Origin of the sequence: Bacillus luti (genome assembly GCF_001884105.1) — a bacterium.
Taxonomy (GTDB): domain Bacteria; phylum Bacillota; class Bacilli; order Bacillales; family Bacillaceae_G; genus Bacillus_A; species Bacillus_A luti.
Window position 1 is genome coordinate 37,355 of the sequence record NZ_MACI01000083.1, and the last position, 23,760, is coordinate 61,114.

The following is a 23,760-nucleotide window of genomic DNA, read 5'->3' on the forward strand; positions in this document are numbered from 1 at the left end:
GCACATATTTTTTATATTATCTTTCCTGTACACGTTACTTGTAAAGCCTTTTCCATCTACTACAAAATAGGAAAGACGCCCTTTTCAAAAGGACGTCTTTTTACAGTTGAAAATTTAATAATAAATAAAACGAATTGTTTAATACATGAATCCCAATTGGAACGAGTAAATTATTTGTTTTCTTATAAGTGTAAGCTAAACATACACCTAAACCAAAAATATATAAAATACTTCCTAAAGTAAGTGGGTGACCTAAAGTAAATATAAAAGCACTTATACCAATACTAGTAATTGTAGAAAAGCGCTGAGATAATTTCGTAAAAAACATACCTCGGAATATAATTTCTTCCCAAACAGGTGCAAAAATTGTGAGCACAACTACGTATAGAATTAGTTCATTTATAGTAGGCTCTATTACTATATTAGACTCCTCCATACTAAATTCCGTTGGTAGAACTAAAGTTAATACTGCAAGGTATATAAGGAGGACGATCATTGTCATTACTATCGTTACATAATGCTTAAAATTATTGAACTGTATTGATTTTACTAATTGTAAACAGTAATTTCTTGCTGGTGAATATATTAAAACAATCGTAAAAAATGTGACGAATGGAATAAGATGATCTACATACCACGGATATAATGAGGAGTCATATAAAAAGTTCAAATAACCAATTCCATGCATTATCACAAAAATAATTACTATAATACTAATTGCTTTGAGTATACTCATTTGTACATTCTTTTCTTTATATGTAACTAATTCTGTGTCCATTATATCCCTCCAGTATAATTAAACCTTTTTAACCATTATATACCATTTATTAACACGAAAACAGACGATACAATCTACTGCATCGTCTGTTTTCCTCCTACCATTTCCCTCTACATGTTTCAATTAAGTGCAGCAAATACCTCTTCGTCATATCTGCCCTTCTCCACCTTGAAAGCATTCGCTTTTCTTTTGGATTCTCCCGTATTCTCGCTACTTCTTTTAATAAAAGCTCCCATTCTTCCACTGAACATTCTAACAAGTATTGCAATCCTCTATCCTTTGAAACGATTGTTTTATGATCTAGTGTATATAAAATACGCCCCATCGTAACAACCGCTGATTCTACCCACTCTTCTATAAAGAATAAATATGGCTGCTTCGCCTTTTCACTCCAGTACTGTTCTACGTTGTATTTCATCGTATGTACTACATCATCCCACCTTATTTGAAACGGAAGGTCTTCTGCTTCTTTCCCGGTAACTGTAATACCTTGATTTTTCAATGTCCACCATGTAACTGCATTAATATCCCAATGTCCTACATTCGCCTTACCATCTGCACAATACACGTACTCATTCATTTCATCATTGTATTTCCCTAAATCAGCGAGCGGAATATACATGCCGTCCATTCGTTTCCCTAACGTACTATCACTTAGTTTCTTATGCAGTTCTACAAGTTGTTGTTTTTCAGCCTCATTCACGGAATCACTTATTACTGTAACAAAATCTACATCGCTCGTTTCTACATGAAATGCACCGAGTGCGATAGACCCGTAAATATATACGCCGACTATTTTTTCATCTAAAAAAATCTCTTTTAATTCTGCAATGTACTGCCCCATTAACTGTTTTACTTCTTCTGATAGAGCATGCTTCACTACATTTTCCACATCGATCCCTCCATATAAAAAAAGCCTTTGCTAATTTGCAAAGACTTCTTGTTTTATAAATATTTCTCGATTTCTTCGTAAACATCCTTCAAACGAGGATTTCCTTCTCCAACAATTTCTCCATTTACAAGAACGACTGGATAAAATAAATCTTCTTCCACTACTCGCTCTGCGAATGTTTTCTTATCTTCATCTTCTTGTTCTTCCTGAAAATCAATATACTCGAAATTAAATTTATTTTCTTGTCCTTCATATTTACGACCAATTGCCGCTTGTAACCATTCAAACGTTTCTGTTGAAGATGGCATTCCAACGCAGCTCGCACAAATTACTTTCGTCCCATACACTTGCACATTAACCATTTCTTCTCCCCCACTTCTTGTTCTAACAGTATATTCAGATGTCTTATTACATAAGCACATCATTTTACAAACTTATTCCATACCCCTATACTGAAAAAACACGTTATAAACATGATAAAATATTTCGACAATAAAACAAGAACAGAAAAAATAGATTTTCCCCTCTATCTTGATTATAATAAAACTGATGAAAGGAGTCGATAAAAATGGAAAACCCACATATGCAAGAACAAGTACTAGAAGTATTAGATAAATTACGTCCATTCTTACTTCGCGATGGCGGAGACGTTGAATTAGTAGACATTGAAGAAGGTATCGTAAAATTACGCCTTATGGGTGCATGCGGAAGCTGCCCAAGTTCTACAATCACACTAAAAGCTGGTATCGAGCGCGCATTACTTGAAGAAGTACCAGGCGTTATTGAAGTAGAACAAGTATTTTAATTTAAAGCGGAAGCGGCTCGTTCAAAATGTGAGGGGGATGGAGCTTCTGACATAGAGGCGCTTTTTGCCTCGGCGGAAGAAGCGAAGCCACCGAACATTTTAGCCGCTGGAGCTGGATATTATTAAAAGCGGAAGCGGCTCGTTCAGAATCGCTTGCTAAAAAGGGACCCATTTGGGTCTCTTTTTTTATTCAAATATCCATTATCCGTTAACATCATAAAACCAAATTGGAAATCCTTCTCAAAAAATGAGATAATTGATACTATATAGTGAATCGTTCACACATATAAATTAAAAAACATAGGGGGACGACACATGCCAAAAATGGGGAACACTTTTTTAACAATTCAAGAACTAGAAAAGAAAAAAGAGTATTTATTAGACCTTTCATCCGTTATACCAACATGGAATGCGAGCTATCAATTTTTATTTAAAGAAATCCAGCAAGAATTATTGAGTAAAGTAAATGAAAAAATCGAAAAACATCAATTCATTTTAAATATATGTGCAGATCAACAGGTAGGGGCATAATGTATTACATACAATTGTAGTATAAAAAAAGAGACCTCAATCGGTCTCTTTTTATTTTAAGACAGCCAATCTAATTTTCTAATCCCTAACTTATCGATTGGTAAACGAAGTGATCCATAAAAATGCCTCATAAATTGCTCTGAGCGGTTCACATCGTGTAAAATGGCTTCTAAGCGATCTCTATATATGCTTTTTTGTTCTTCGTTTCCAGTTTGGTAATATCGTTCAACTGTTTCAAAATAGTGGAGCGGGAACAGGAGCCTTGCAAATAATAAGCGCCAACCAAATGAGGATAGCGAATAATTACGTTCATAATCTGTAACAAATTGAACGATTGTTTGCTCCCAGTCTTTCTTTTTTTCTATCATCATATAGCGAATCAACTCTGCTATATCTCTAGTTGGGTGATCATACACCCACTCAAAAGGAAGTTTTAGACGCTTCGTTTGATGCCATAATAAAGGTGTAAATCGTTCTTGGCAAATTGTTGCCGCATCACTCATTTGCGGCGTATCATCCATCTCTGTATCGACAACATACTGAATTGCATTTTCTGCAACTCCTAAGTAATACGGGAAGGATTCGATAAACAATTGATCGAATACGTCTGTAGGGTGGTTCATCACTTGTGATTGCCAAAACCTTTCTAATTGATCGAGCCTTTTTTCCCATAACGCTTTCCATTCACCAATGCGGCTTAATTGCTCGATTTCTTCTGGAAAGAATGCACCACGTTTATGAAATATAGAAAGCTCGCTTCCTAATGATATAGCATGTCGTTCCAACGTGCGCATACCTTTTAATAAGCAGTAATTTTTTTCTTCTATCTCACTTACATAGTAGCCGTGTATAGTCGGAACGAAAGTCGCAACAGTTATATCCCCTTGCTGGTTCATATAATCACTGAGCTTTTTCATCTCTACAAGTACTTCTTCCTCCATTTCTCCAATTGGAACAAGTACATAAATTTTGTTGCGAATCCAAAAGCTTTTATAGGGGCCAAGGGGGATTAATTCTTTAACATGCATGTGATAATGCTCATAAATATGCTGAATCATCGCAGTCGCCACCTATGGTTTTTCTTTATATATATGAGCTTGTGCTCGCCTTTCATTCCTATGCACATGATAAAGCAACGAAACGTATACAAATACTAAAAAGAAAAAAAGGTGATAAACATGAAAGAATCCAATCAACTACAAGAAAGAGCATTACAACTATTACAAGAACGTGGTGTAACAATTGACGACATTGCTGAACTTGTTCATTTTCTTCAAAATAAATACCATACAAATCTAGAGATGTCAGAATGCCGTTATAACGTTGAGCGTGTACTATCAAAACGCGAAGTACAAAACGCACTTATTACTGGTATTGAACTTGATGTTCTCGCTGAAAAAGGAATGCTAAGTCAGCCATTACAAGATATCGTAAAACGTGATGAAGGCTTATACGGAATTGATGAAGTTATCGCACTTTCTATCGTTAACGTGTACGGCTCTATCGGTTTCACGAACTTTGGATATATCGATAAATTAAAACCTGGTATTTTAGAATACTTAAATGATAAATCATCTGGAAAAGTGCATACATTCCTTGATGATATCGTTGGCGGAATCGCTGCCGCTGCTTCAAGCCGCTTAGCGCACAGAGCTGAGCATTCAGAATAAAGTATCGAGGCCGTCAGTTTCATACTGACGGCCTTTCATATTCCATAAGCATAAATTCTCTTCCACGGCTCAAAAAAACTGGTCCTGCTTGAAATCCTATGTTCTTATATAACGTAATCGCTCTTTTATTAAATGTTGCTACACTGAGTCGCAAATGTTTCGAATGAAATGCTGTCGCAGCAAAGACTATCCCAGCTTGAAAAAATGTTTTCCCCATCCCTTTTCCTGTTAAAGCTGGCTTCATGCCAATTCCGATATCGACTACATCTTCTCCACCATATAAATGAGCATCTCTTCCACCTGGCACTTGTGCATTTTCCCCAAAACAAAAATAACCAATGAGTTCTCCCTTATCGTCACAACAGCCATAATATGTCCCCTCGAGCAACTCTTCTATTACTTCAGCCCCTCCTGAGAAACTATATAAATTATACGGGTCCTCGTACGTCCACATCGTTATCTCCATCGCTTCTTCTTCTGTTAACTTATGTATATCCATCCCTCTCGCCCCTTATCGAATATTTTGTATATGTACTCATTCATTTTTCACATCCGATTTCCCTTTAATCGTAATATGCATAATTACATACGCAAACTCATTTCAAACATGCTACAATTTATTTGAATCGCTGTTGTTACACTTCTTGATTAAGAAAGGACGTTAATCGGAAAATTGACGTCTTATCAAATTCAAGCAATTGACATCTTCTGTCATCATGAAAGACATTCGAAAGAATGTCTTTTTTTCTATATTTCACAAGGACTTACTCATTTCAAAACATAAACACATACAATAATGTAACTCTTTACACCCATGAATTCCTTTCTCACAGTTTTGAAGTAGACTCAAAATAAAAAAGCACTCTTTCGTTAGAGTGCTTTTTACTTTCAAATAAGGGGGTTACATATATGGATAGTACTCTCGTATTTAACTTTGGCATTGGTATCGTCATCATTTTATTTGTTTTATTTGTTCTTTGTATGAGCGGGGTATAGCAATCTTTTATGCTGATAACTCCTTTAAAGTATCACTTAATTTGAACTTTCTTAGTTGTAATGAAGCAATCAATGCTGCCCCTGCTCCAAGCACCACGCTAGCTAGAGCCAATATGAAAACTTGATTATACGGAATAATAATAACCGTTAACTCTAAGCTTGATAACACAATATAACTAAACAAAATCCCGCCAAAAATGCCAATACAACCAGCTATCGCTCCAAGTAAAGTTCCCTCTAATAAAACAATCCGTCTCATTTGCTTCGGAATAGCTCCTACGGCACGAATCATACTAATTTCTGCACGTCTTTCATGTAAACTTGCAACAATCGCATTCATTAATCCTATACCAGAAATAATAAAAATAATGACAACTAACAAACGAATTAACATCATCATTTGCGATAATAGCTGCTCCTGTTCTTTTAATAAGTCATAGCTATTAATAACTTCTACGTTCTCTTTATTCTTTGTAATTTCTTTTACTTGCTTCTTAATCGCTTCAAATGATTGATTAGAATTTGTCATAATTTGAATCGCTTCATATCCTTGCACGTGAAACTTATCACGGGCCCATTGTTCATTAACAAAAACATCTGATGATCTTAGCCTTAATCCTTGCTCAATAATCGAAACGACTTTAATCGTTTGCTTTTCTTTTCCTTTCCCTTGTACTTCAATCGTATCCTGTAACTGAAGTCCTAAATTTTTAGCCGTTTCCTTCGTAACGACTCCCTCTCCCTCTTGTAATGGCTTGTTTAATTTTTGCCCTGCAATCACTTTCGCCTTTGTTACTTTCTCATACGACACAATATCGTTACCTACAACTTCGATTGAATCGTAATTAAAATTATTTTTTTTCGCAAATTCATACCATTCTTGATTTGCTTTTTTAAAATCATAATTTACAAGCTTTGCTGTATAGTCAGTAGCATTCCCGACACTCGCCTCTACACCATCAATTTTTCTAACCTTCTCCATCCAACTAAACGGTAATGTTTCGATTCCTTGCGACTCTACCGGAATTCTTATTACTAAGTCCGCTGGTAAATGTTTTTGTAATCCTTTTTTCATACCTTCATACATAGAGTTTACATACATCGTTCCAACAAGCGCTAATATAAAACCAAATGCTAGTATGGCAACCGACACAGCTACTTTATTCCGATAACGAACTACATTCCGGCTACTAATCGTCGTTTCAACTCGTAATATCATTTGAAACGGTTTTGCAATCACTGGTGCTATCATACGAATAAATAACGGAATCGCGAATAACAAACCAACTGCAAATAACAGCGCTCCTATCGCACTTGGATTAAAACCGATATACTGCTCTAATATGTTACCCGTGAGTCCAATAACGGTACCAATGATTAAAATGCTAAGGCTAAAAGCACTCCATCTCTTTTCTTTTTTCTCATTACTAGGAAGCCCTGGCCGAAGTGCTTGCACTGGTGGAATCTTTCTAACCATGAAAGCTGGTATAATAGCCCCTATGACAGACATAACAATCCCTAATAAAAACGTAATGAGTAAAATCTCACCTGAAATCGAGAATGATGCTTTCCCTGTCCCCTCAATATTCACCCATTTATTAATGAATGATGCTGCAATTGTTTGCGTACCTGCCCCAAGAATAACTCCCGCTAACGATCCAATCGCTCCAATACATAAAGCCTCTAATAAAACGACTAATATAATTTGATTAGGATTACTGCCAAGTGCACGTAATAATGCCCATTGCTTAAATCGACTTCTGACAGATAAGAAGAAACTTCCCATTATTAAAAGAGCTACAACAAATAAAGCAATACCACCTAAACTAAAAATTAACGGCTTCATTACATTTAATCGTTCAAATGCCTTATCAACATAAGTACGTTGATCCACTTTTATATTTTCTATCTTCTTATTTACATCAAGAGCAATTGCTCTCTTCACATTTACATCGGGTGTTTTCACTTGAACAAGATTGAATTGATTTGGTAGATTTAATTCTTTTTGAAGCCAATGAATTGGAAAGTAAGCACCGTGCCCCATTGCCGCCATTAACGGCGGATTTAAAATCCCAACAACTTTCACAGTCTTTTCTCCATGTTGCGGGAATGGTAGTTTAATCGTATCTCCTACCCGTATATTTTCACGGTCTGTATACCCTTTTGTTAGTGCTACTTCAGCCCCTTCTTTCGGATATCGACCTTCTAATATTTTATAAGAATGTATTTCTGGAGAATCTTGCTCAACACCCCAATAAGACGGTTTTCCCGATAACTCTTTATAATTTGGAAAAGGATATGGTATAAGTACTTTTGATATTTTTTCAGCATTTTCTAAGCCATCTATTCCTTTTAAACTTTCGTTATTTAAATACATATCATTTTTTATATAGCCAAATTGCAAATTATAATCTCCATACCTACTTACTACTTGTTCCTTCACACTTTGCTCTACTGATTGATTGCCTAGTAATAACATCGTCGCTAACATAACACCTAAAGCTGCACCGAGAGCGATCAACATATTTCGCAACCAATTTTGTTTCATCGATTTTACTGCATATTTAATTACCCATCGCATCACCTTTACCTCCTACTTTAAAGTGACGATTCATAATCTCTTGAATGTGAGTAACTTGTTGCGGGATATTTCGAAATTTCCATCCTTTACTTTCAGCATGTTCATGAATCACTTCCCCATCTAATAAGAAAACGACTTTATCGGCGTGAGCCGCTACGAATGGATCATGTGTTACAATGACAGCTGTTTGTCCTAACTCATCACATGCATTGCGGAGTGCTGCGATTATATTTTTGCTATTTTCTGAATCCAAAGCCCCTGTTGGTTCATCTGCTAATATAATAGCTGGCTCATTTGCAAAAGCTCTTGCTATCGCTACCCTTTGCTGTTGTCCACCTGATAACTGTGCTGGTAAATGCTTTTCTTTTCCCTTTAACCCAACGAGATCTAATAAACGGTTTGCTGTCACTGTTGCCTTCTTTTGCGAGACATTATCTAACAGTAACGGCAATCCCACATTTTCCTCCGCACTAAACACTGGAATTAAATTAAACTGCTGAAAAATAAAACCAATTTTATGCCTTCTAAATAAAGCGAGCTCTTTTTCTTTTAATGTTGAAATCTCTGTACCATCAACTCGGATACTACCTACTGTTGGAATATCTAATCCACCTAATAACTGAAGCAACGTCGTTTTACCCGACCCACTTGCCCCCATAATACAAACAAAATCTCCTTTTTGAATTTGAAGATTGATACCTTTTAATATCTTGACTTTACTATCCCCAATATCAAACGATTTTTCTAACCTTTCCATTTCAATAATATTCATCCCTATATCCCCTTCTCTCTCAATTTACCAATCTATATATTCTATTCAAAAATGCAAAATCCCTACTATTTTGTATTTTTTTGTCACATACTAACATTTCTCATGTCAGAAAAATTGACTCTCGTCAAAAAAGTAACCATACTAGTTACACGAATACAAAAAACTACTCACATATCCACAAATAGGAGGAAGAACAATGAAACATGTAATCGTTTATGCACACCCAAATACGGAAAGCTTCAACCATGCGATTTTAGAAACGGTAAAAAGTGAATTAGAAGAAAAAGGTCATGAAGTACGTGTTCGCGATCTATACGAATTAAACTTCAATCCAGTATTAGGCGCTTCCGATTTCATCTCATTTTCTCAAGGAAACACACCAGAAGATATTAAAGAAGAGCAAGAATATATCTCTTGGGCTGATAGCATTACATTCATTTATCCAGTTTGGTGGGCGGGACTTCCTGCTATTTTAAAAGGATACGTTGACCGCGTATTTAGCCATGGCTTCGCTTATGCTTACGGCGAAAACGGCATTGAAAAGTTATTAAGCGGTAAAAAAGGATTGTTATTATCTACAATGGGAAATACAAAAGAAGCATACCTAGCCGGCGGTATGTTTGAAGCGATGAAGAAAACTGCAGATGTTGGTATTTTTGAATTCACAGGCATTGAAACGCTTGAGCATACATTCTATACAAGCGTCCCTTCTGTGGATAACGATGTGCGTAAACAATATCTTGAAGAGGTTAAAGATGTTGTGAATCGAGCGTTTTAATAAAAAAAGAAGGTGACTTTTTTAGTCACCTCCTTTTCCATTACATCTTCTCAATCCACTCCGTCAAGTTATGCACAACTTGCGTCGGTTGTACTTCATATTCTGTTAACTTCTCCACAGTTGTTACTCCAGTGTGGACAAGCAGGGTATGCATGCCAGCATTTACTCCTGCTAAAATGTCTGTATCGTAGTTATCCCCAACCATTAATGCTTCATTTTTTTCTATGCCAAGCACTTTTAACGCTTGTTCCATAATGATTGATTCTGGTTTTCCGATAAAGATTGGATCCACACCTGTTGATACTGCTACAACTGACGTTAATGAACCGTTACCTGGTAGCAATCCTCGCTCAGTTGGAATAGCGATATCCCCATTTGTAGAAATAAACGTTGCGCCGTTACGCACAGCAAGACACGCTTTTGCTAATTTTTCATATGTAATATCACGATCTAAACCGACAACAACGAAGTCAGGATTTTCATCCACAAGTTCAAATCCTTTTTCCACAAGTGCATCGTGTAAGCCTTCTTCACCAATCATATATACAGTTGCATCTTGTTTACGCTCATAAATAAAGTTTGCTGTCGCCATACTCGTTGTGAATACTTGCTCAGCTTTAGCTGGAATATCGAAACGAACAAGTTTTTCTGCCACTTGTTCTGGTTTGCGAGTTGAATTATTCGTAACGAATAAATACGGAATGCCGCGCTCTCCTAATGCTTTTACGAAGTCGCTTGCTTCCTCAATTTGTTCTTCTCCGCGATACATCGTACCGTCTAAGTCAATTAAGTAACCTTTATACATCGATTATGTCTCTCCTTCTATGCTAACGTTCTCACCTATCATACTACTCTTATATTACCCGTTTTTCCAAAAGAAAAAAACGCTTTACCTTAAAGCGCCCCATAACGTTCATTTTTTCTCTTTTACTTGGTAAGAACAACTACAATCGCCCTCGCACATGTTTGCTAGCGTCTTTACATCTGCCCCTGCAAATAAACGATTATACATCTCTTTTTCATCTTCGCATACTTGCGGGAATCTCTCTGCAATTTCTTTTAACGGACAGTTTTGTTTTTCAATTATGAAAGAGTTCTCTCCATCTCTCTTTATTTGAACCATGTAACCGTTTCTCTCTTGTATTGCTGCTATCTCTTGCACTTTATATGCTAAATTCTTTTGATTACTCACTCTCTTTTGCAACTGTTCTTCCATTCGCTTCGTTCTCTCTTTTAAAACGTAACGAAGTATTTTTTCATCACCCATTCGAGCTAAATCTTCTAGCACATCAATCGCAAATTGCTTATATTCTTTTGGGAATGTATCTTCTCCCTTTTCACTTAATCCATACAAATAAGTTGGTCTTCCGACATGTTGTCTTACCATCTTAGAATAAATAAGTCCCTCTTTTTCAAGATTACTTAAATGTCTTCGAATCGCCATTTCTGTAATCTCTAAAACGTCAGCTAGTTCCGCTACTGTATGCTCTCCCTTTACTTTCAACACTTGGACAATCTCGTCTTTCGTCGTACGTGCTCCCCCCATGCTTCACCCATCTCCCTTTTCTTTCACACACACAATATAAGATCCCCAAAAGGTATTCCTGGGGATCTTATAAGCACAATTATTCTGGTACAAATGCAGATACAGGTCCTAATTCCTTTTCTAAATAACCGCGAATATTTGCTGGGTATTTCTCTACCACTGCAATATGTTTTTGAATCGTCTTATATAATTCATCATGATTCATTTGAATATAATCTTGCGTAAGCATTTTTCGAAGAAGGATCACTTCTTTCATTGCTTGTCCTTCTTCTGCACTTATCACTCGCTCGTCCATCAAAATGTCGATAATATCTTCATAACTTCCTGGATCGCGCATAATAAATCCATCAATCATCGCATTCCCTACATCTAATACACAATCAATAATTAAATGAGCTATGCGTTCTAATGCGTAAAATTCAAACTCGGTTTCATATATCTTTTTCTCTTGAAATGTACTTGTTGCTCGTTCTAAACATACTAGCATTTGTTCTATTTTCTTTCTGTCTACAAAATACATGAATGTCACCTACCTGGAAATTAAAGCATTTACATTTTAATTGTAACGCTTTCTTCTGAAAAAATCGACAATTTTTCGAATTCACCTTTTCTCCGTTATTTGTTATAGTTATATTTGTATGATTTTTGAAATTGGAGGAATGGAATCTTGGAACGTGAACTCGCACTAGAAATTGTCCGTGTAACAGAAGCAGCAGCCTTAGCATCCGCACAGTGGATGGGCCGCGGAAAGAAAAATGAAGCAGATGATGCAGCAACTACAGCAATGCGTGATATGTTCGATTCAGTAAACATGGCAGGTACAGTTGTAATTGGTGAAGGAGAACTTGATGAAGCACCGATGTTATATATTGGTGAAGAACTAGGAACAGGTAACGGTCCAGAAGTAGACATCGCCGTTGATCCATTAGAAGGTACAAACATCGTTGCAAAAGGCCTTGCAAATGCAATGGCAGTTATCGCAATCGCAGATAAAGGAAACCTTCTTCATGCTCCTGATATGTACATGGAAAAAATCGCGGTTGGTCCAAAAGCAGCTGGTAAAATTAGCTTAGATGATCCAATTGAAAAAACAATTGAAATTGTAGCAGAAGCTAACAATAAAAAAATTCGTGATTTAACAGTTATCGTTCAAGAACGTGAACGTCATCAAGATATTATTGACCGTGTTCGTGCAAAAGGTGCACGCGTGAAATTATTTGGTGATGGTGATGTTGGTGCGTCAATCGCAACAGCACTACCTGGAACGGGTATCGACTTATTTGTAGGTATCGGCGGAGCTCCAGAAGGCGTTATTTCTGCAGCAGCATTAAAATGCCTTGAAGGTGAAATGCAAGCTCGCTTAGTTCCAATGAACGAAGAAGAAGAAGCTCGTTGTCGTGAAATGGGATTAGAAGATCCTCGTCAACTTCTTATGTTAGATGACTTAGTATCTGGGGATGATGCAATCTTCTCAGCAACAGGTGTATCTGCTGGTGAGTTATTAGACGGCGTGAAATTCCTTGGCGGAGATTTAGCTGAAACATATTCTATCGTTATGCGTTACAAAACAAGAACGGTACGATTCATTAAAACGCACCACCATTTAGATCATAAACCACACTTAAACTTAGATATTTAATAAAGGAGCCATGTGTATGGAAGAACGTTTCTTTCTGTACGACGACACTGTCGCTACAAGAACTCGTTTCGTTAGCTTTATGGGAGAAAATGAGCGTCATGATTTAGCGCTTTTATACTCCGATCGTCATTACGGTAAAACAATTGTCCTTGATATGCAGCGCAATAGATTTGCAATCATCGGTCCTGACGATTTAAACGAACCAGGCTACTTAGAGCACGCATTTTCTATGACTGAAGAAATTGCAGAAGAACTACGCTCATTTTTATTTGAACTTATATAATTTATCGTATGCACCAGCTATTTTAGCTGGTGTTTTTTTATTATAAGAGTTTTGAATTTTCAATCTTCTATGTTATAATGAAGAATAAATCTATTTGGATAGAAAGGACGTTATCTACGTATGCCAACATTTACTTTGTAATGGACCAGCAATTGGATAGCATTACTCTCAAAAAAGCACCGTGCTTTTTCAAGGGAGTAGTCTGCCCATTCCCATTACAAAGGAACGTAACGCATCTGTAGTATGATGTTTACGGAGGTTCCTAAGGGAACCTCCTTTTATTTTTGTCTACTTCCCATGTCTTCATACTACAAGACATCCAAATAGCTGTATTACGTTCCTTTGCCACTAATATAAGAGGTGAAGGAAAATGCAGAAAGTGCAACTTTCTTGGAGTTTATATGAAAACGAGCAACACACAATCGAAAAATATTGTAAAAATTGCGGACGTACTACCCTATTTACTGACACAAATATTCGCAGGCATAACGCCAATGGAAAAAACATATACCGCTTTGCCATTTATAAATGTCCGAAAGATCATACGTGGAATCAAAAACTGCGTATTTATAAATCATTTACTGATCACGTTGAAACAGTCGATATGCCCCAGCAAGATCAAACGGAAACAAGTACTACTATTTCCATTATGCAACATAAAGAAAACGGCATAGCCGAAATCACGATCGTATTAGATCTCATTTTCGGCTCCCACCGAATCGATAAAGCTTTATCCACATATATTTCCGACTGGAGCCGTACACTCATTGTGGATAAAATTAAAAGTGGGGATATTCAATTGAACGGACAACAAATGAAACCAAATACACTCCTTTCTGAAGGAGATTCTATTTCGATTTGTTTGTGAATGAGAATATGCAAAAAATCCTCTTACAATCGTAAGAGGATTTTTTATTTCTTCACTTTTCGTAATACGAAGTGTGCACAACCGAAGTTACAGTACTCGTATAAATACTCTGATAAAGTACTAATTTTCGTATCATATGTCGAACGTTGATTACTATCGTCAAAGAAACCGCGCAATCTAAGTTGCTCATAACCCCAGTCCCCAACGATGTAATCATATTTATTTAAAATTTCTGCATAACGCTCTTTAAATGCTTCTTCACTAAAACCCTCACGAAAGTTTTTAATTACTTCGTACTGAACATTATTAATGCTCACCGTAGCATGCATCTCTTGCTCTTGCTTTTGCTCCATCATTAACTTCCTCTCTAAGCATTCTTCTTTTTATCGTATCACAAAGCATACCAACCAACAATTTCAAATACAAAAAATTGAAAATTAGTGCATGCTATGGAGAAGGAGGTGATACATCGTGAAAAAACAAATTATACTCTCTCTCCTCACTCTTTCCTTATTTGCAGGCTGTCAATCAACGAATAAAGCCGAAATGGAACGTGAAGAAGGAAGTCGTGTTCTTGTTTCCAATAAAAACGACATGTATCATACGGAAAATACAAATACACGGCTTACAAGGGTCGGCTATTCATCTAAACAAAAACATGAAGTATCTAACAAACAAGTAGGAGCCATTAACCGCGAGAAAGTCGCTGAAATGATTACAAGCATGACAGTCAAACTTCCCGACGTTACAAATGCTGCTACGCTCGTTACCGATGATGAAGTATTTGTTGTATACCGTGCAAATACAACAGATCCGAAACTCGTAGCAGATCAAGTATATAAAACTGCTTTGTCCATCGTCCCTCGCTATTATAAAGCATATGTATCAACAAACCAAAAGTTGATTTCTCAAATTCAAGGCCTTCAATCAGGTAGCTTAAATGATACAGAATATACGCAAAGCCTCGATATGTTAAAACGTGAAATGAGCAAAAATCCTCATTTGAACAATACGGAGAATCAGACTTTGAATGATATGATTAAAAAGTAAAAAAGGGCGGAGATAACCTCCACCCTTTTTTACTTTTTATTACGATCCGCATAAACCTCCATCGCATCACACATAAACTGCGCTAACCCTTCGCCGAACTTATCGATATTTTTCGTAAAGCGCTCATCAGCGACGTACATTTGGCCAAGTCCCTTAAAAGCATCTAACGAATAGTGACCAAAGTTTTGCAAGTAATCGTACCATACTTTAATAGCGGACTGCGCCTCTTTAGAATCAGGTGCTCCGTGTCTAAGCGCCGCTAAATTTCTATAAATATCATTAAACTCTTCTTGCTTCTCTTTTGACATGCCTTTCGCATATTCATTCGCTTTATCTACAGCTGTATCTCCCCATCTTTCACGTGCTTCTTCTTCATATGGGTTATGGCTGAAATCGAATCCTTCAAATTTCTCTTTGTTCGTCATTTCAATCTCTCCTTTTGTATGCTGAATGGTTTTATCAATCGTCGCAATCACTTTATCTAACCTAGCTCGCTTTTCAAGAAGCATTTTCTTATGAAGCTGTAGCGCTTCTTCGCGATCAAATGATGGACTCATGATAACTTCTTTAATTTTCTTCAAAGGGAAGCCTAGCTCTTTAAAAAATAAGATTTGCTGCAATGTCTCTAAATTTTCATTGGAATACAGACGATATCCAGACTCTGTCGTCTCGTCTGGGGTTAACAATCCAATTTCATCGTAATGATGCAGTGTGCGCACACTAATTCCAACTAAATCAGCTACTTCTTTTACTCTCATTGCCATTTGTATCTCCCCCTTAGTACATACGATAAAGTATGACGCAACGTTAGAGTCAATAAGTAAATTCATTTTATTACTAAAAGTTTCATCTCTCCCACATTTCATGCATAATAGATATGTACATATATTAGAAAGCGGTGAAAGTATGGTTTCAAATACTGTAATTGCCAGCATCATCTTTCAACTCATTGTCTCGATTCTGGTCCCAATTATTGTACTCGTTTATTTCCGTAAAAAATATAATATTAATTGGAAAGTAGTCGGCGTTGGTGTTCTTATCTTTATCGGATTTACCCAAATTCTCGAAACACCGTTCCAACTATTTATGCGCGGTAATCCAGCAATCGCTCCAATTTTAGAAAATCCATTTGCCTTCGCACTTTATGGCGGACTGACTGCTGGTATTTTTGAAGAATTAGGACGCTTCGTTGCCTTCTTCTTCTTACTAAAAAAATATCTAGAATATAAAGATGGCTTCGCTTACGGAATTGGTCACGGCGGCATTGAATCTATTTTAGTTGGCGGATTCTCTGCATTCCAAGCATTAATCTTTGCTAATTCTATTAACGATGGTAGCTTCACTCGATTGGTTGAACAGAAGCCTGAGCTCAGCATTATACAAGACATGCTAATCCAGCAACCTGCCTACTTATACTTCCTTGGTAGCTTAGAAAGAATTATGGCACTCGTGCTACAAATCGCCTTTACAATGCTTGTTTTATACGCAGTAAAACAGAAGAAATATATATTCCTTGTGTACGCTATACTATTCCACGCATTTGTAGACTTTTTCGCGGCACTTTACCAAACAAATACAATTAACATCTTTGTTGCAGAAGGAATTACCCTTCTCTTCACAATTGGTGCTGTCGTTCTTATTCGCAAAATGAAAGCAAAATTAATGAGTGTACCGGAGTAAAAAAATAACCCACCAATTGGTGGGTTATTTTTTATCCCGCACTGATTATTAGTTGAACTTTATATGGATTATCGTAATGATGATAACTTTTCCCTGCTCGCAGTTCTCTCTTTGTTTCCGCATCTATAACAATATACTTATGAAACTCTTCTACTTCATTTTGAGAAAAGGAAGCGAAAAAATACACTTGGCGATCAGGGTGAACAAAAGCATCTTGCAGCACCACTTTACTTCGACAACCCACGGCTATTTTTTGTCGGAAAGAAGATTCCTCATCGGCCACTTCTTTAAATGAAATTTTTTTACGAACGCTATACGCTGCATTGTTGTATTCTTTATAAATTTTCTTATCTAACTGTTCGTAAAACACATCCTCACTTACAAATGGCTTATTTCGATTGCTTGGATAGTCTAACTTTTGATTGGATTGTGCATATGTTGTGGATATTTGCGCAAGAAAACAAATCATGAATACGATACATATCATTTTTTTCATAATGGCACCTCAATTTTCATTATCCACATTACTTTTCCACACACTCAGATCACTATGCCCTTTCCGAGAAAAAAGGAATATTTTCCACTTTTGTCGAAGTATATAAGCGTCAACTTGAAAGATGGGGATGAAAGATGGGGATGAATTATGAAGAAACTTATTGTAATACGACATTGTTCCGCAACTGGCCAAGAACGTGATGCCGAATTAACAAACGTAGGAAGAGAACAAGCAAACACCCTTGCTACATTCCTCTTAGAAAATCACCTACAAATAAACTATATTATTTCAAGCCCATTTGTCCGAGCTATCGATTCCATTCGGCCCTATGCGCTTCAAGCTAACTTATCTATCCAAGAAGACGAACGGCTAGCTGAACGCATATTAAGCGACGTTCCAATGGATGATTGGATGCAAAAATTAGAATCCACTTTTACAAACATAGATATTGCCTTCTCAGGCGGAGAGTCAACAAAACAAGCAACAGACCGTGCCATATCGCTTATCCAAGACATTTTAAAACTAGAGCATGACACAACATTACTCGTTACACATGGAAACTTACTTACATTAATTTTAAGGCACTTTGATTCTTCCATTGGCTTTCATGAATGGAAAACTTTAACCAATCCTGATATTTACGAAATTACACTAAATGAACAATCTATCATAAAACGCTTATGGGACGTGCCATCCAAGTAATATCCCTTTCCGAAACATTCAGTTGACGCCGCGAGAAGAAACTGTACTAACAATAGAAAGGGGTAGTACTCCATATGTACGAAGATGTACTTGCTTTACTACATAAAACAAATGTTTCTTATGAAAAATTTGAACACGAACCAGTACTCGATTATGAGACAGATTGTATCGTACGAGAAAGACTTGGCTTACGAGGTACTCCAAGTAAAAGCTTATTTTTAAAATCAAAATCCGGGGCGTATTACGTATTTTTCACTTTAGAAGGAACTCGGCTTAACCGAGGAGAGATGAAAGAAATAACTGGAGAAAGCTTATCGCTCTGTTCTCCTGATGAACTAAGAATGGAGACTGGCTGCACCCCTGGCTGTGTAGCTCCTTTCGGTTATTCACAAGATGTGACAATTATTGTGGACAGTTCCATCTATACGTATAATAAAATTTTAATTACACCTGGTGTACCCGAATTTACAATTGAATTATCCACAGAGGAATTAAAGAAGATTTTATTAACATGTCCAAATCTAGTCTTAGAGTACAAATAAAAAGAGAGCTAATGATTAGCTCTCTTTTTTCATTATTTCGCTTCTGCTGTTTTTTCTTTTGCAGAACGTACTTGCTCGTCCGCATGGTAAGAAGAACGCACAAGTGGGCCAGCTTCACAGTGACTAAATCCTTTGCTAAGTGCAATTTCTTTTAGCTCTGCAAATTCTGCTGGTGGGTAATATTTAAGAACTGGTAAATGCTTCTTAGATGGTTGTAGGTATTGTCCAAGAGTTAAAATATCCACATTGTTTGCACGTAAGTCATCCATTGCTTCAATTAAATCTTCTCTTGTTTCACCTAAGCCCACCATAATGCTCGATTTAGTTGGAATATCAGGCTGCATTTCTTTTGCTCGACGTAAAAACTCTAATGAACGGTCATATTTTGCTCTAGCGCGAACTCGGTTAGATAATCGACGTACTGTTTCAATGTTATGGTTCAAAATATCTGGTTTTGCATCCATTAACATTTTTAAGTTTTCTTCTACCCCACCCATATCAGATGGTAACACTTCGATAGACGTGAATGGATTTTTACGACGTACAGCACGTACTGTTTCAGCAAAAACAGCTGCTCCCCCATCCTTTAAATCATCACGTGCAACCGCTGTTATAACAACGTGCTTTAAGCCCATTTGTACTACAGAATCTGCTACGCGTTCTGGCTCTTGTAAATCAAGCTCAGTTGGTAAGCCTGTTTTAACCGCACAAAAACGACAAGCACGTGTACAAACCGCACCTAAGATCATAAATGTTGCTGTTTTCCTTACAGCCCAGCATTCATGAATATTCGGACATTTCGCTTCTTCACAAACGGTATGAAGATTTTTAGAACGCATCATTTTCTTTAAGCCTGTATAGTTTTCATTCGTGTTTAACTTAATTTTCAACCATTCGGGCTTGCGCTTATATTCTGTTTGTTTTGTCATGGTTATCAACTCCGCACAATATGAAATAGTTTACCGTGTTCGCTTCTTTCAATGTAACATATCTATTCTAACGTATGAAAGCGATTTGCTCAAATGAAGATTCTAAGATTTTTTCCAATCGTTCCCTATAATGAAATACTCCGTATATCCCACACTAAAAAGAGTGATGTTGTGAAAGGAGTCTATTTCATGCTTCGAAAAATTTCTCTTTTGCTTTCGATTTGCTTTCTTCTCCACCAAAACATCGCTTACGGTGAAGATAATCAGCAAAGCATATACGAAAAGCGCATGGCACTATATAAAGAAACCGAGCAATCTTCAGGCATTCCGTGGTATTACTTAGCTGCAATGGATCAATATGAAAGAAATATACGGAGCGTAAGAAAAGATATTCCCAAAAAACCAGATGCCATCATTTCCCTTTATTTCAAACCAGAAATATGGGCTGGACCTGTTAATAGTAACGATACTCTCCCCCATACAATTTCTCTATTTGGTGGAATGGGTTTAGATGGTGATAAAGATGGATTTGCAAATGCAAATAACGATCGTGATCTTCTGCATACTGCAGCGACTATTTTAAAGAAACAAGGAACGTCCGAAGACCGTATTAAAATTATGCTTTGGGAATATTATAGACGTGCGAAAACAGTTGATTTAATTACCGAATACGCCCAAATTTATAAACAGTATGGACGTATTAACTTAGAAGGAAATGCCTTCCCTCTCCCGATTCGTAGTGACCATAGCTACCGGAGTACATTTGGCGCTGGAAGAAGTTTTGGAGGAAGAAGAATTCATGAAGGAACCGATATTTTTGCCGGCTATGGCGTACCAGTAAGATCTACTTGCTATGGCATCATTGAAACAAAAGGCTGGAACCGTCTTGGTGGATGGCGCATCGGTATTCGCGACCTGCATAACAATTACCATTATTACGCTCATTTAGGCGGATTTTCAAAAGAAATACAGCTTGGACAAATTGTCGAGCCCGGAAAAGTAATCGGATTTGTTGGTAGCACCGGTTACGGTCCTCCTGGCACAGCTGGAAAATTCCCACCTCACTTACATTTCGGCATGTATAAAGACAATGGTTATACAGAATGGGCTTTCGATCCATATATGCATTTAAGTCTGTGGGAACGAAAAGAACGAGCGAATACAAAACGATAACCGTAGCACACTGCTACGGTTATTTTTTATTTATCTAACTATCCGTTTTCTTCTTATCCGGTACAACAACACTTCCACTTCCGTAATAAGTAGGCACTTCTCCTTGAACGATACGCGTTGCAATCGGAACATTTTGTTTCACCTTTATTTCTTTCGTATGAAATGGAATAATCACCTGTAATGTTACTTCCATCTCCATAACAATTTGAATCGCTGTCGTATTAATCCCATGCGGCTCAATTTTTTGTTTAATATCCGTATTCACATGACCAATGGTAGTGAAATCAATTGGAATATCTGGTCCTATATTTCCAAGAAGCGCATTATCCGTTACACGCCCAAAAGGAACCGACATCGTTGCCCCATTTTTTTCAGAAAGACCTAGCTCTTTCAAATTACCTTGCTCTACTTGCTGTAAATATTTTTCTATGTATGTGGTCGTTGACGTTACGATTTCATTTACTTGCTTCGTATTTAAATTAATTGTGGATACTTTCCCGTTTTTATCATTTTGTACTTTCATTAACGAATCGACATCGAACCCTTCATTAATTCTGTCTTTTACCGCCTTCGTCATAACCGCTGTCGCCATTTTCTGCGTCTCTACTTCTCCATATTTAATTAATGTCGGCTGAATACCGCTATTTACAATCCATAATCCTTGCACGAGTAATATGACAAAAAGAATAAATGACATAAGCAGTATGTGCCGAAAGGAAATAGGGCCCCTTCGAAACCGCGAATTTTTCGAACGAAATATACTCATAAAAAAACCTCCTTCTTATATCATTTCTATGCAAGAAGGAGGGACGATATATGCTTATCTCATTTTTAATAATGCTTCTTTTCCGATTGTGCCAGCCGTAATACCTAAAGCTTCGGCTTCAATCGTTACTAATTCTAGCGGTGCTTCAAGAAGTTGTTCAATCGTTCTCACACCAACCGCGCGGCCAGCGATAATTCCTCGATCACCTAACTTCTCATTTAAAAGACCTACATCTAATGCACCGCACATAATATATCCTTTATCGCTCATTACAGCTAGCAAGTTTGTCTTTGGAAGTTTGACGCTAACAGCAATAAACGTATGATTATCGATTATAATTGGCTCCACATTAACCATAGTTCACACTCCTCTCTTTCTTATCTGTATGACAAGAGAAAAATGAGTGTTACAAGTTAACTAGCCTATAGTTTGACAGAAGATGTATGAGTTATTAACACCTCTGTCAACACATCTCTAAGTAATTCTGGCATATAATATTGTTTGTCAGGAAGTGTGGATAGCTCTGGGTATAAGTAGCCAAATGTAAACATATCAATTGTTCCTACCGTATATATACGATCTAATTCCAGCGATTCCCCGTTAATTAATACATCTTCCAGTAAAATTTTATTCCCAGGAATCGTGTCTGGAATGACTTCTACACCAGCGTAAATCATTTTCCCCATTACTTTTCCACGAAATCCGAATCCTTTCACCTCAAGGTTCTCCATATTCGGGCGGCGCGCTTTCAAAATAACTTCCCTTAACGTTTTCCCTGGCACTTTTAATAAACATGGATTAATGGGATGTGGACAAATTCTGTGAATATCTCCGCGCGTCACAACACCTTCATTTAATCCCTCTAATAGCACACCAGCGTTCACCATTCCAATTTCTGCACCGCACCACGTTTTCAGCGCACTTGCTAACATGTGCGCAAACGTCGTCTCATGAAACCAATCGACCGGTAGTGATTCTTTTAAATGAACGACAGGCTCTGCCATTATATGTTTACTTTCCTCCTGCAGCACTTCAATTGTGGATAACGGTTCGCTATAAGCACCTAACCGTTCTGTCTTAATCGCTCTACCGTCTTTCTTCAATAGTTTCTTCGTCTCTTTATCCACAGTAAGCTGCACGTGACCAACGTAACGTCCCCACTTTTCACAACAACAAAGCAAAGTATTATTCATAAGAACGCCTCGCTCAAATAAATGATGCGTATGTGCTCCTAAAATAACATCTATATCATAATGCTCTGCCATATACTCATCCATGCTTTTTCCAAGGTGAGAAAGGACAACAGTAACATGAGCCGTATCCTTAACCTCTTCTAAAATGGATTCTAAATGGATAATCGGATCCTCAATATGCCAATCAAGCATCTCATAAAAGTCTGGATATGCAACCGTTAATCCGATAAAAGCAATCGTAATACCATCTGTCGTTGTATGTAATTTATAAGGCTTTGCCCATGCTGGACGTATACCTTCTTTTTCAAATAAATTCGCAACGAGCACCTCAAACCCAGCATCATCATATAAACGGTTCAAATGCTCCTTCGCTAACGTAATTCCTTCATTATTTCCAATCGTTACATAATCAAATAACGCCTCATTTAAAAGCTGCGTATTTCCAAGCCCATTTGTCGCTTCCGAAATACTATGAAAACGATCCACATGATCGCCAATATCTACAGTTAAAACAGTCTCTCCCGCTGCCTGTCTTCGCTTTTTCTCTCCTTGTACAAACCGAGAAATTTGTGGCCAATTTTCAAAATGACTATGTATATCGTTTGTATGATAAAGGTGGATGATTGTTTCTTTATTTATATTCAGAGAAAAAACCTCCTCTCAGTTCCTTACTGCCATTTACGCTATACGTACGCAATAATCCTGTAAATACTTTTCGTCTTTTCTTGCTATTTTACATTGTACTCGCATTATGAGAAAAAGCAAAAAATTGCCCTTTTCATATGAGAAGCTTTATATTACTTTTTCTAGTTTGAGGAGATTTTCTGTGGAACGATTGTAGCTAGAGGAGATGATGGAGGTTGGAGATTTGGGATTTTTCAGTATCTTTGCCTCACTTACCTGCTTTTCGTATAGCTGCCGGGTATACAGTCCTCTCTGCCATGTCGTAATTTGTTGGTAAGTCGATATTCCTTGTCGAAACGTCGATATATTTGAAAAATCGCTGATATATTCGGCTGGAAACCTACCTGGGTATCCAGGTCCCACTCAATTTCAGATAAACAAAACAAAAAAGCGCCCTGCATAGCAG

Annotated in this window: 30 protein-coding genes; 12 read left to right on the forward strand and 18 right to left on the reverse strand. The window is 37.1% G+C overall.

Features of this window, described 5'->3' with window-relative positions; translation table 11 throughout:
- Window positions 1-100 precede the first annotated feature (100 nt).
- The 3 genes from BAQ48_RS20855 to BAQ48_RS20865 all read right to left on the reverse strand — a co-directional run bounded on the left by BAQ48_RS20855 (window position 101) and on the right by BAQ48_RS20865 (window position 2,032).
- A complete protein-coding gene (locus BAQ48_RS20855; protein ID WP_071712676.1) occupies window positions 101-778 on the reverse strand; it encodes a CPBP family intramembrane glutamic endopeptidase in 678 nt (225 codons plus the stop codon).
- Window positions 779-875: 97 nt separating this feature from the next.
- Window positions 876-1,670, reverse strand: a complete 795-nt coding sequence (locus BAQ48_RS20860; RefSeq protein ID WP_071712677.1) for a nucleotidyltransferase domain-containing protein — start codon at window positions 1,668-1,670, stop codon at window positions 876-878.
- A 53-nt stretch (window positions 1,671-1,723) separates the two neighbouring features.
- Complete coding sequence (locus BAQ48_RS20865) at window positions 1,724-2,032, reverse strand: YuzD family protein (RefSeq protein ID WP_000248592.1); 309 nt, start codon at window positions 2,030-2,032, stop codon at window positions 1,724-1,726.
- Between the two features lie 206 nt (window positions 2,033-2,238).
- On the opposite strand from BAQ48_RS20865, the gene BAQ48_RS20870 reads away from it, so the two are divergent.
- Window positions 2,239-2,475 carry a NifU family protein gene (locus BAQ48_RS20870; RefSeq protein ID WP_000431159.1) on the forward strand — a complete coding sequence of 79 codons (237 nt, stop codon included), beginning with the start codon at window positions 2,239-2,241 and terminating at the stop codon, window positions 2,473-2,475.
- A gap of 315 nt (window positions 2,476-2,790) precedes the next feature.
- Window positions 2,791-3,006 (forward strand): hypothetical protein, encoded by a 216-nt coding sequence (locus tag BAQ48_RS20875; protein WP_001125487.1) that lies wholly within the window; start codon window positions 2,791-2,793, stop codon window positions 3,004-3,006.
- Between the two features lie 56 nt (window positions 3,007-3,062).
- On the opposite strand, the gene yutH is transcribed toward BAQ48_RS20875, so the two are convergent.
- Window positions 3,063-4,064 carry a spore coat putative kinase YutH gene (gene yutH, locus BAQ48_RS20880; protein ID WP_071712678.1) on the reverse strand — a complete coding sequence of 334 codons (1,002 nt, stop codon included), beginning with the start codon at window positions 4,062-4,064 and terminating at the stop codon, window positions 3,063-3,065.
- A gap of 120 nt (window positions 4,065-4,184) precedes the next feature.
- On the opposite strand from yutH, the gene BAQ48_RS20885 reads away from it, so the two are divergent.
- Window positions 4,185-4,676 carry a phosphatidylglycerophosphatase A family protein gene (locus BAQ48_RS20885; protein ID WP_071712679.1) on the forward strand — a complete coding sequence of 164 codons (492 nt, stop codon included), beginning with the start codon at window positions 4,185-4,187 and terminating at the stop codon, window positions 4,674-4,676.
- Window positions 4,677-4,695: 19 nt separating this feature from the next.
- On the opposite strand, the gene BAQ48_RS20890 is transcribed toward BAQ48_RS20885, so the two are convergent.
- The 3 genes from BAQ48_RS20890 to BAQ48_RS20905 form a co-directional block, all read right to left on the reverse strand.
- The gene (locus BAQ48_RS20890) at window positions 4,696-5,175 is read right to left on the reverse strand and encodes a GNAT family N-acetyltransferase (RefSeq protein WP_071712680.1); all 480 of its coding nucleotides are present in this window, start codon (window positions 5,173-5,175) and stop codon (window positions 4,696-4,698) included.
- 504 nt (window positions 5,176-5,679) lie between these two features.
- Complete coding sequence (locus BAQ48_RS20900) at window positions 5,680-8,253, reverse strand: FtsX-like permease family protein (protein WP_071712681.1); 2,574 nt, start codon at window positions 8,251-8,253, stop codon at window positions 5,680-5,682.
- On the reverse strand, window positions 8,237-9,025 hold the full coding sequence (locus tag BAQ48_RS20905) for an ABC transporter ATP-binding protein (RefSeq protein ID WP_071712682.1): 789 nt from the start codon (window positions 9,023-9,025) through the stop codon (window positions 8,237-8,239). The genes BAQ48_RS20900 and BAQ48_RS20905 overlap by 17 nt, the downstream gene beginning before the upstream one ends.
- A gap of 196 nt (window positions 9,026-9,221) precedes the next feature.
- Between BAQ48_RS20905 and BAQ48_RS20910 the strand changes: the two genes are divergently transcribed.
- On the forward strand, window positions 9,222-9,803 hold the full coding sequence (locus BAQ48_RS20910; RefSeq protein ID WP_071712683.1) for an NAD(P)H-dependent oxidoreductase: 582 nt from the start codon (window positions 9,222-9,224) through the stop codon (window positions 9,801-9,803).
- A gap of 40 nt (window positions 9,804-9,843) precedes the next feature.
- Here BAQ48_RS20910 and BAQ48_RS20915 read toward each other — a convergent pair whose 3' ends face one another.
- The 3 genes from BAQ48_RS20915 to BAQ48_RS20925 all read right to left on the reverse strand — a co-directional run bounded on the left by BAQ48_RS20915 (window position 9,844) and on the right by BAQ48_RS20925 (window position 11,869).
- Entirely contained in the window at window positions 9,844-10,608 is a 765-nt protein-coding gene (locus tag BAQ48_RS20915; RefSeq protein ID WP_063537924.1) for a TIGR01457 family HAD-type hydrolase, read from the reverse strand.
- A 108-nt stretch (window positions 10,609-10,716) separates the two neighbouring features.
- Window positions 10,717-11,349 (reverse strand): helix-turn-helix transcriptional regulator, encoded by a 633-nt coding sequence (locus BAQ48_RS20920; RefSeq protein WP_071712684.1) that lies wholly within the window; start codon window positions 11,347-11,349, stop codon window positions 10,717-10,719.
- Window positions 11,350-11,428: 79 nt separating this feature from the next.
- On the reverse strand, window positions 11,429-11,869 hold the full coding sequence (locus tag BAQ48_RS20925) for a DUF86 domain-containing protein (protein ID WP_000274002.1): 441 nt from the start codon (window positions 11,867-11,869) through the stop codon (window positions 11,429-11,431).
- 147 nt (window positions 11,870-12,016) lie between these two features.
- On the opposite strand from BAQ48_RS20925, the gene glpX reads away from it, so the two are divergent.
- The 3 genes from glpX (at window position 12,017) to BAQ48_RS20945 (ending at window position 14,139) form a co-directional block, all read left to right on the forward strand.
- Window positions 12,017-12,988, forward strand: coding sequence for a class II fructose-bisphosphatase (gene glpX / locus BAQ48_RS20930; protein WP_000439090.1), 972 nt, complete (start codon window positions 12,017-12,019; stop codon window positions 12,986-12,988).
- 16 nt (window positions 12,989-13,004) lie between these two features.
- A complete protein-coding gene (locus BAQ48_RS20935; RefSeq protein WP_000392616.1) occupies window positions 13,005-13,271 on the forward strand; it encodes a DUF3055 domain-containing protein in 267 nt (88 codons plus the stop codon).
- 370 nt (window positions 13,272-13,641) lie between these two features.
- Window positions 13,642-14,139: a cytoplasmic protein gene (locus BAQ48_RS20945; protein WP_071712686.1), complete on the forward strand. Its 498-nt coding sequence runs from the start codon at window positions 13,642-13,644 to the stop codon at window positions 14,137-14,139.
- Window positions 14,140-14,183: 44 nt separating this feature from the next.
- On the opposite strand, the gene BAQ48_RS20950 is transcribed toward BAQ48_RS20945, so the two are convergent.
- Window positions 14,184-14,495: a YutD family protein gene (locus tag BAQ48_RS20950; protein WP_084064961.1), complete on the reverse strand. Its 312-nt coding sequence runs from the start codon at window positions 14,493-14,495 to the stop codon at window positions 14,184-14,186.
- Between the two features lie 115 nt (window positions 14,496-14,610).
- On the opposite strand from BAQ48_RS20950, the gene BAQ48_RS20955 reads away from it, so the two are divergent.
- Complete coding sequence (locus BAQ48_RS20955) at window positions 14,611-15,189, forward strand: YhcN/YlaJ family sporulation lipoprotein (RefSeq protein WP_071712688.1); 579 nt, start codon at window positions 14,611-14,613, stop codon at window positions 15,187-15,189.
- A 29-nt stretch (window positions 15,190-15,218) separates the two neighbouring features.
- On the opposite strand, the gene BAQ48_RS20960 is transcribed toward BAQ48_RS20955, so the two are convergent.
- Window positions 15,219-15,953 carry a MerR family transcriptional regulator gene (locus tag BAQ48_RS20960; RefSeq protein WP_071712689.1) on the reverse strand — a complete coding sequence of 245 codons (735 nt, stop codon included), beginning with the start codon at window positions 15,951-15,953 and terminating at the stop codon, window positions 15,219-15,221.
- A gap of 100 nt (window positions 15,954-16,053) precedes the next feature.
- Between BAQ48_RS20960 and BAQ48_RS20965 the strand changes: the two genes are divergently transcribed.
- Window positions 16,054-16,869 carry a YhfC family intramembrane metalloprotease gene (locus BAQ48_RS20965; protein WP_071712690.1) on the forward strand — a complete coding sequence of 272 codons (816 nt, stop codon included), beginning with the start codon at window positions 16,054-16,056 and terminating at the stop codon, window positions 16,867-16,869.
- Between the two features lie 31 nt (window positions 16,870-16,900).
- Here BAQ48_RS20965 and BAQ48_RS20970 read toward each other — a convergent pair whose 3' ends face one another.
- Entirely contained in the window at window positions 16,901-17,365 is a 465-nt protein-coding gene (locus BAQ48_RS20970; protein WP_071712691.1) for a hypothetical protein, read from the reverse strand.
- Between the two features lie 147 nt (window positions 17,366-17,512).
- Between BAQ48_RS20970 and BAQ48_RS20975 the strand changes: the two genes are divergently transcribed.
- Window positions 17,513-18,067 (forward strand): histidine phosphatase family protein, encoded by a 555-nt coding sequence (locus BAQ48_RS20975; protein WP_071712692.1) that lies wholly within the window; start codon window positions 17,513-17,515, stop codon window positions 18,065-18,067.
- Between the two features lie 74 nt (window positions 18,068-18,141).
- Entirely contained in the window at window positions 18,142-18,609 is a 468-nt protein-coding gene (locus BAQ48_RS20980) for a YbaK/EbsC family protein (protein WP_071712693.1), read from the forward strand.
- A 32-nt stretch (window positions 18,610-18,641) separates the two neighbouring features.
- Here the strand turns inward: BAQ48_RS20980 and lipA are convergent, their stop codons facing one another.
- A complete protein-coding gene (gene lipA, locus BAQ48_RS20985; RefSeq protein ID WP_000166375.1) occupies window positions 18,642-19,538 on the reverse strand; it encodes a lipoyl synthase in 897 nt (298 codons plus the stop codon).
- A 189-nt stretch (window positions 19,539-19,727) separates the two neighbouring features.
- Here lipA and BAQ48_RS20990 point away from each other — a divergent pair, with 189 nt between their 5' ends.
- Window positions 19,728-20,711, forward strand: a complete 984-nt coding sequence (locus BAQ48_RS20990; protein WP_071712694.1) for a M23 family metallopeptidase — start codon at window positions 19,728-19,730, stop codon at window positions 20,709-20,711.
- A gap of 34 nt (window positions 20,712-20,745) precedes the next feature.
- Here the strand turns inward: BAQ48_RS20990 and yunB are convergent, their stop codons facing one another.
- The 4 genes from yunB to BAQ48_RS28125 all read right to left on the reverse strand — a co-directional run.
- Window positions 20,746-21,477 carry a sporulation protein YunB gene (gene yunB, locus BAQ48_RS20995; RefSeq protein WP_071712695.1) on the reverse strand — a complete coding sequence of 244 codons (732 nt, stop codon included), beginning with the start codon at window positions 21,475-21,477 and terminating at the stop codon, window positions 20,746-20,748.
- A 54-nt stretch (window positions 21,478-21,531) separates the two neighbouring features.
- Window positions 21,532-21,834, reverse strand: coding sequence for a YunC family protein (locus BAQ48_RS21000; protein WP_071712696.1), 303 nt, complete (start codon window positions 21,832-21,834; stop codon window positions 21,532-21,534).
- 65 nt (window positions 21,835-21,899) lie between these two features.
- On the reverse strand, window positions 21,900-23,315 hold the full coding sequence (locus tag BAQ48_RS21005; RefSeq protein WP_341350500.1) for a bifunctional metallophosphatase/5'-nucleotidase: 1,416 nt from the start codon (window positions 23,313-23,315) through the stop codon (window positions 21,900-21,902).
- Window positions 23,316-23,566: 251 nt separating this feature from the next.
- Window positions 23,567-23,760: hypothetical protein (locus tag BAQ48_RS28125; RefSeq protein WP_341350499.1), on the reverse strand; the 194-nt coding region annotated here is incomplete at its 5' end.

What these genes read in the sequence shown, in the direction of transcription:
- BAQ48_RS20925 (WP_000274002.1), bottom strand. Translation starts at nt 11,869, where the DNA reads ATGTATTTTGTAGACAGAAAGAAAATAGAACAAATGCTAGTATGTTTA.
- BAQ48_RS20875 (WP_001125487.1), top strand. Translation starts at nt 2,791, where the DNA reads ATGCCAAAAATGGGGAACACTTTTTTAACAATTCAAGAACTAGAAAAG.
- BAQ48_RS20945 (WP_071712686.1), top strand. Translation starts at nt 13,642, where the DNA reads ATGCAGAAAGTGCAACTTTCTTGGAGTTTATATGAAAACGAGCAACAC.
- BAQ48_RS21000 (WP_071712696.1), bottom strand. Translation starts at nt 21,834, where the DNA reads ATGGTTAATGTGGAGCCAATTATAATCGATAATCATACGTTTATTGCT.
- BAQ48_RS20975 (WP_071712692.1), top strand. Translation starts at nt 17,513, where the DNA reads ATGAAGAAACTTATTGTAATACGACATTGTTCCGCAACTGGCCAAGAA.
- BAQ48_RS20870 (WP_000431159.1), top strand. Translation starts at nt 2,239, where the DNA reads ATGGAAAACCCACATATGCAAGAACAAGTACTAGAAGTATTAGATAAA.
- BAQ48_RS20915 (WP_063537924.1), bottom strand. Translation starts at nt 10,608, where the DNA reads ATGTATAAAGGTTACTTAATTGACTTAGACGGTACGATGTATCGCGGA.
- BAQ48_RS20855 (WP_071712676.1), bottom strand. Translation starts at nt 778, where the DNA reads ATGGACACAGAATTAGTTACATATAAAGAAAAGAATGTACAAATGAGT.
- BAQ48_RS20960 (WP_071712689.1), bottom strand. Translation starts at nt 15,953, where the DNA reads ATGGCAATGAGAGTAAAAGAAGTAGCTGATTTAGTTGGAATTAGTGTG.
- BAQ48_RS20935 (WP_000392616.1), top strand. Translation starts at nt 13,005, where the DNA reads ATGGAAGAACGTTTCTTTCTGTACGACGACACTGTCGCTACAAGAACT.
- BAQ48_RS20910 (WP_071712683.1), top strand. Translation starts at nt 9,222, where the DNA reads ATGAAACATGTAATCGTTTATGCACACCCAAATACGGAAAGCTTCAAC.
- BAQ48_RS20950 (WP_084064961.1), bottom strand. Translation starts at nt 14,495, where the DNA reads ATGATGGAGCAAAAGCAAGAGCAAGAGATGCATGCTACGGTGAGCATT.
- BAQ48_RS20890 (WP_071712680.1), bottom strand. Translation starts at nt 5,175, where the DNA reads ATGGATATACATAAGTTAACAGAAGAAGAAGCGATGGAGATAACGATG.
- BAQ48_RS20990 (WP_071712694.1), top strand. Translation starts at nt 19,728, where the DNA reads ATGCTTCGAAAAATTTCTCTTTTGCTTTCGATTTGCTTTCTTCTCCAC.
- BAQ48_RS20920 (WP_071712684.1), bottom strand. Translation starts at nt 11,349, where the DNA reads ATGGGGGGAGCACGTACGACGAAAGACGAGATTGTCCAAGTGTTGAAA.
- BAQ48_RS20865 (WP_000248592.1), bottom strand. Translation starts at nt 2,032, where the DNA reads ATGGTTAATGTGCAAGTGTATGGGACGAAAGTAATTTGTGCGAGCTGC.
- yunB (WP_071712695.1), bottom strand. Translation starts at nt 21,477, where the DNA reads ATGAGTATATTTCGTTCGAAAAATTCGCGGTTTCGAAGGGGCCCTATT.
- BAQ48_RS20900 (WP_071712681.1), bottom strand. Translation starts at nt 8,253, where the DNA reads ATGCGATGGGTAATTAAATATGCAGTAAAATCGATGAAACAAAATTGG.
- BAQ48_RS20970 (WP_071712691.1), bottom strand. Translation starts at nt 17,365, where the DNA reads ATGAAAAAAATGATATGTATCGTATTCATGATTTGTTTTCTTGCGCAA.
- yutH (WP_071712678.1), bottom strand. Translation starts at nt 4,064, where the DNA reads ATGATTCAGCATATTTATGAGCATTATCACATGCATGTTAAAGAATTA.
- BAQ48_RS20885 (WP_071712679.1), top strand. Translation starts at nt 4,185, where the DNA reads ATGAAAGAATCCAATCAACTACAAGAAAGAGCATTACAACTATTACAA.
- BAQ48_RS20905 (WP_071712682.1), bottom strand. Translation starts at nt 9,025, where the DNA reads ATGAATATTATTGAAATGGAAAGGTTAGAAAAATCGTTTGATATTGGG.
- lipA (WP_000166375.1), bottom strand. Translation starts at nt 19,538, where the DNA reads ATGACAAAACAAACAGAATATAAGCGCAAGCCCGAATGGTTGAAAATT.
- BAQ48_RS20965 (WP_071712690.1), top strand. Translation starts at nt 16,054, where the DNA reads ATGCATAATAGATATGTACATATATTAGAAAGCGGTGAAAGTATGGTT.
- BAQ48_RS20980 (WP_071712693.1), top strand. Translation starts at nt 18,142, where the DNA reads ATGTACGAAGATGTACTTGCTTTACTACATAAAACAAATGTTTCTTAT.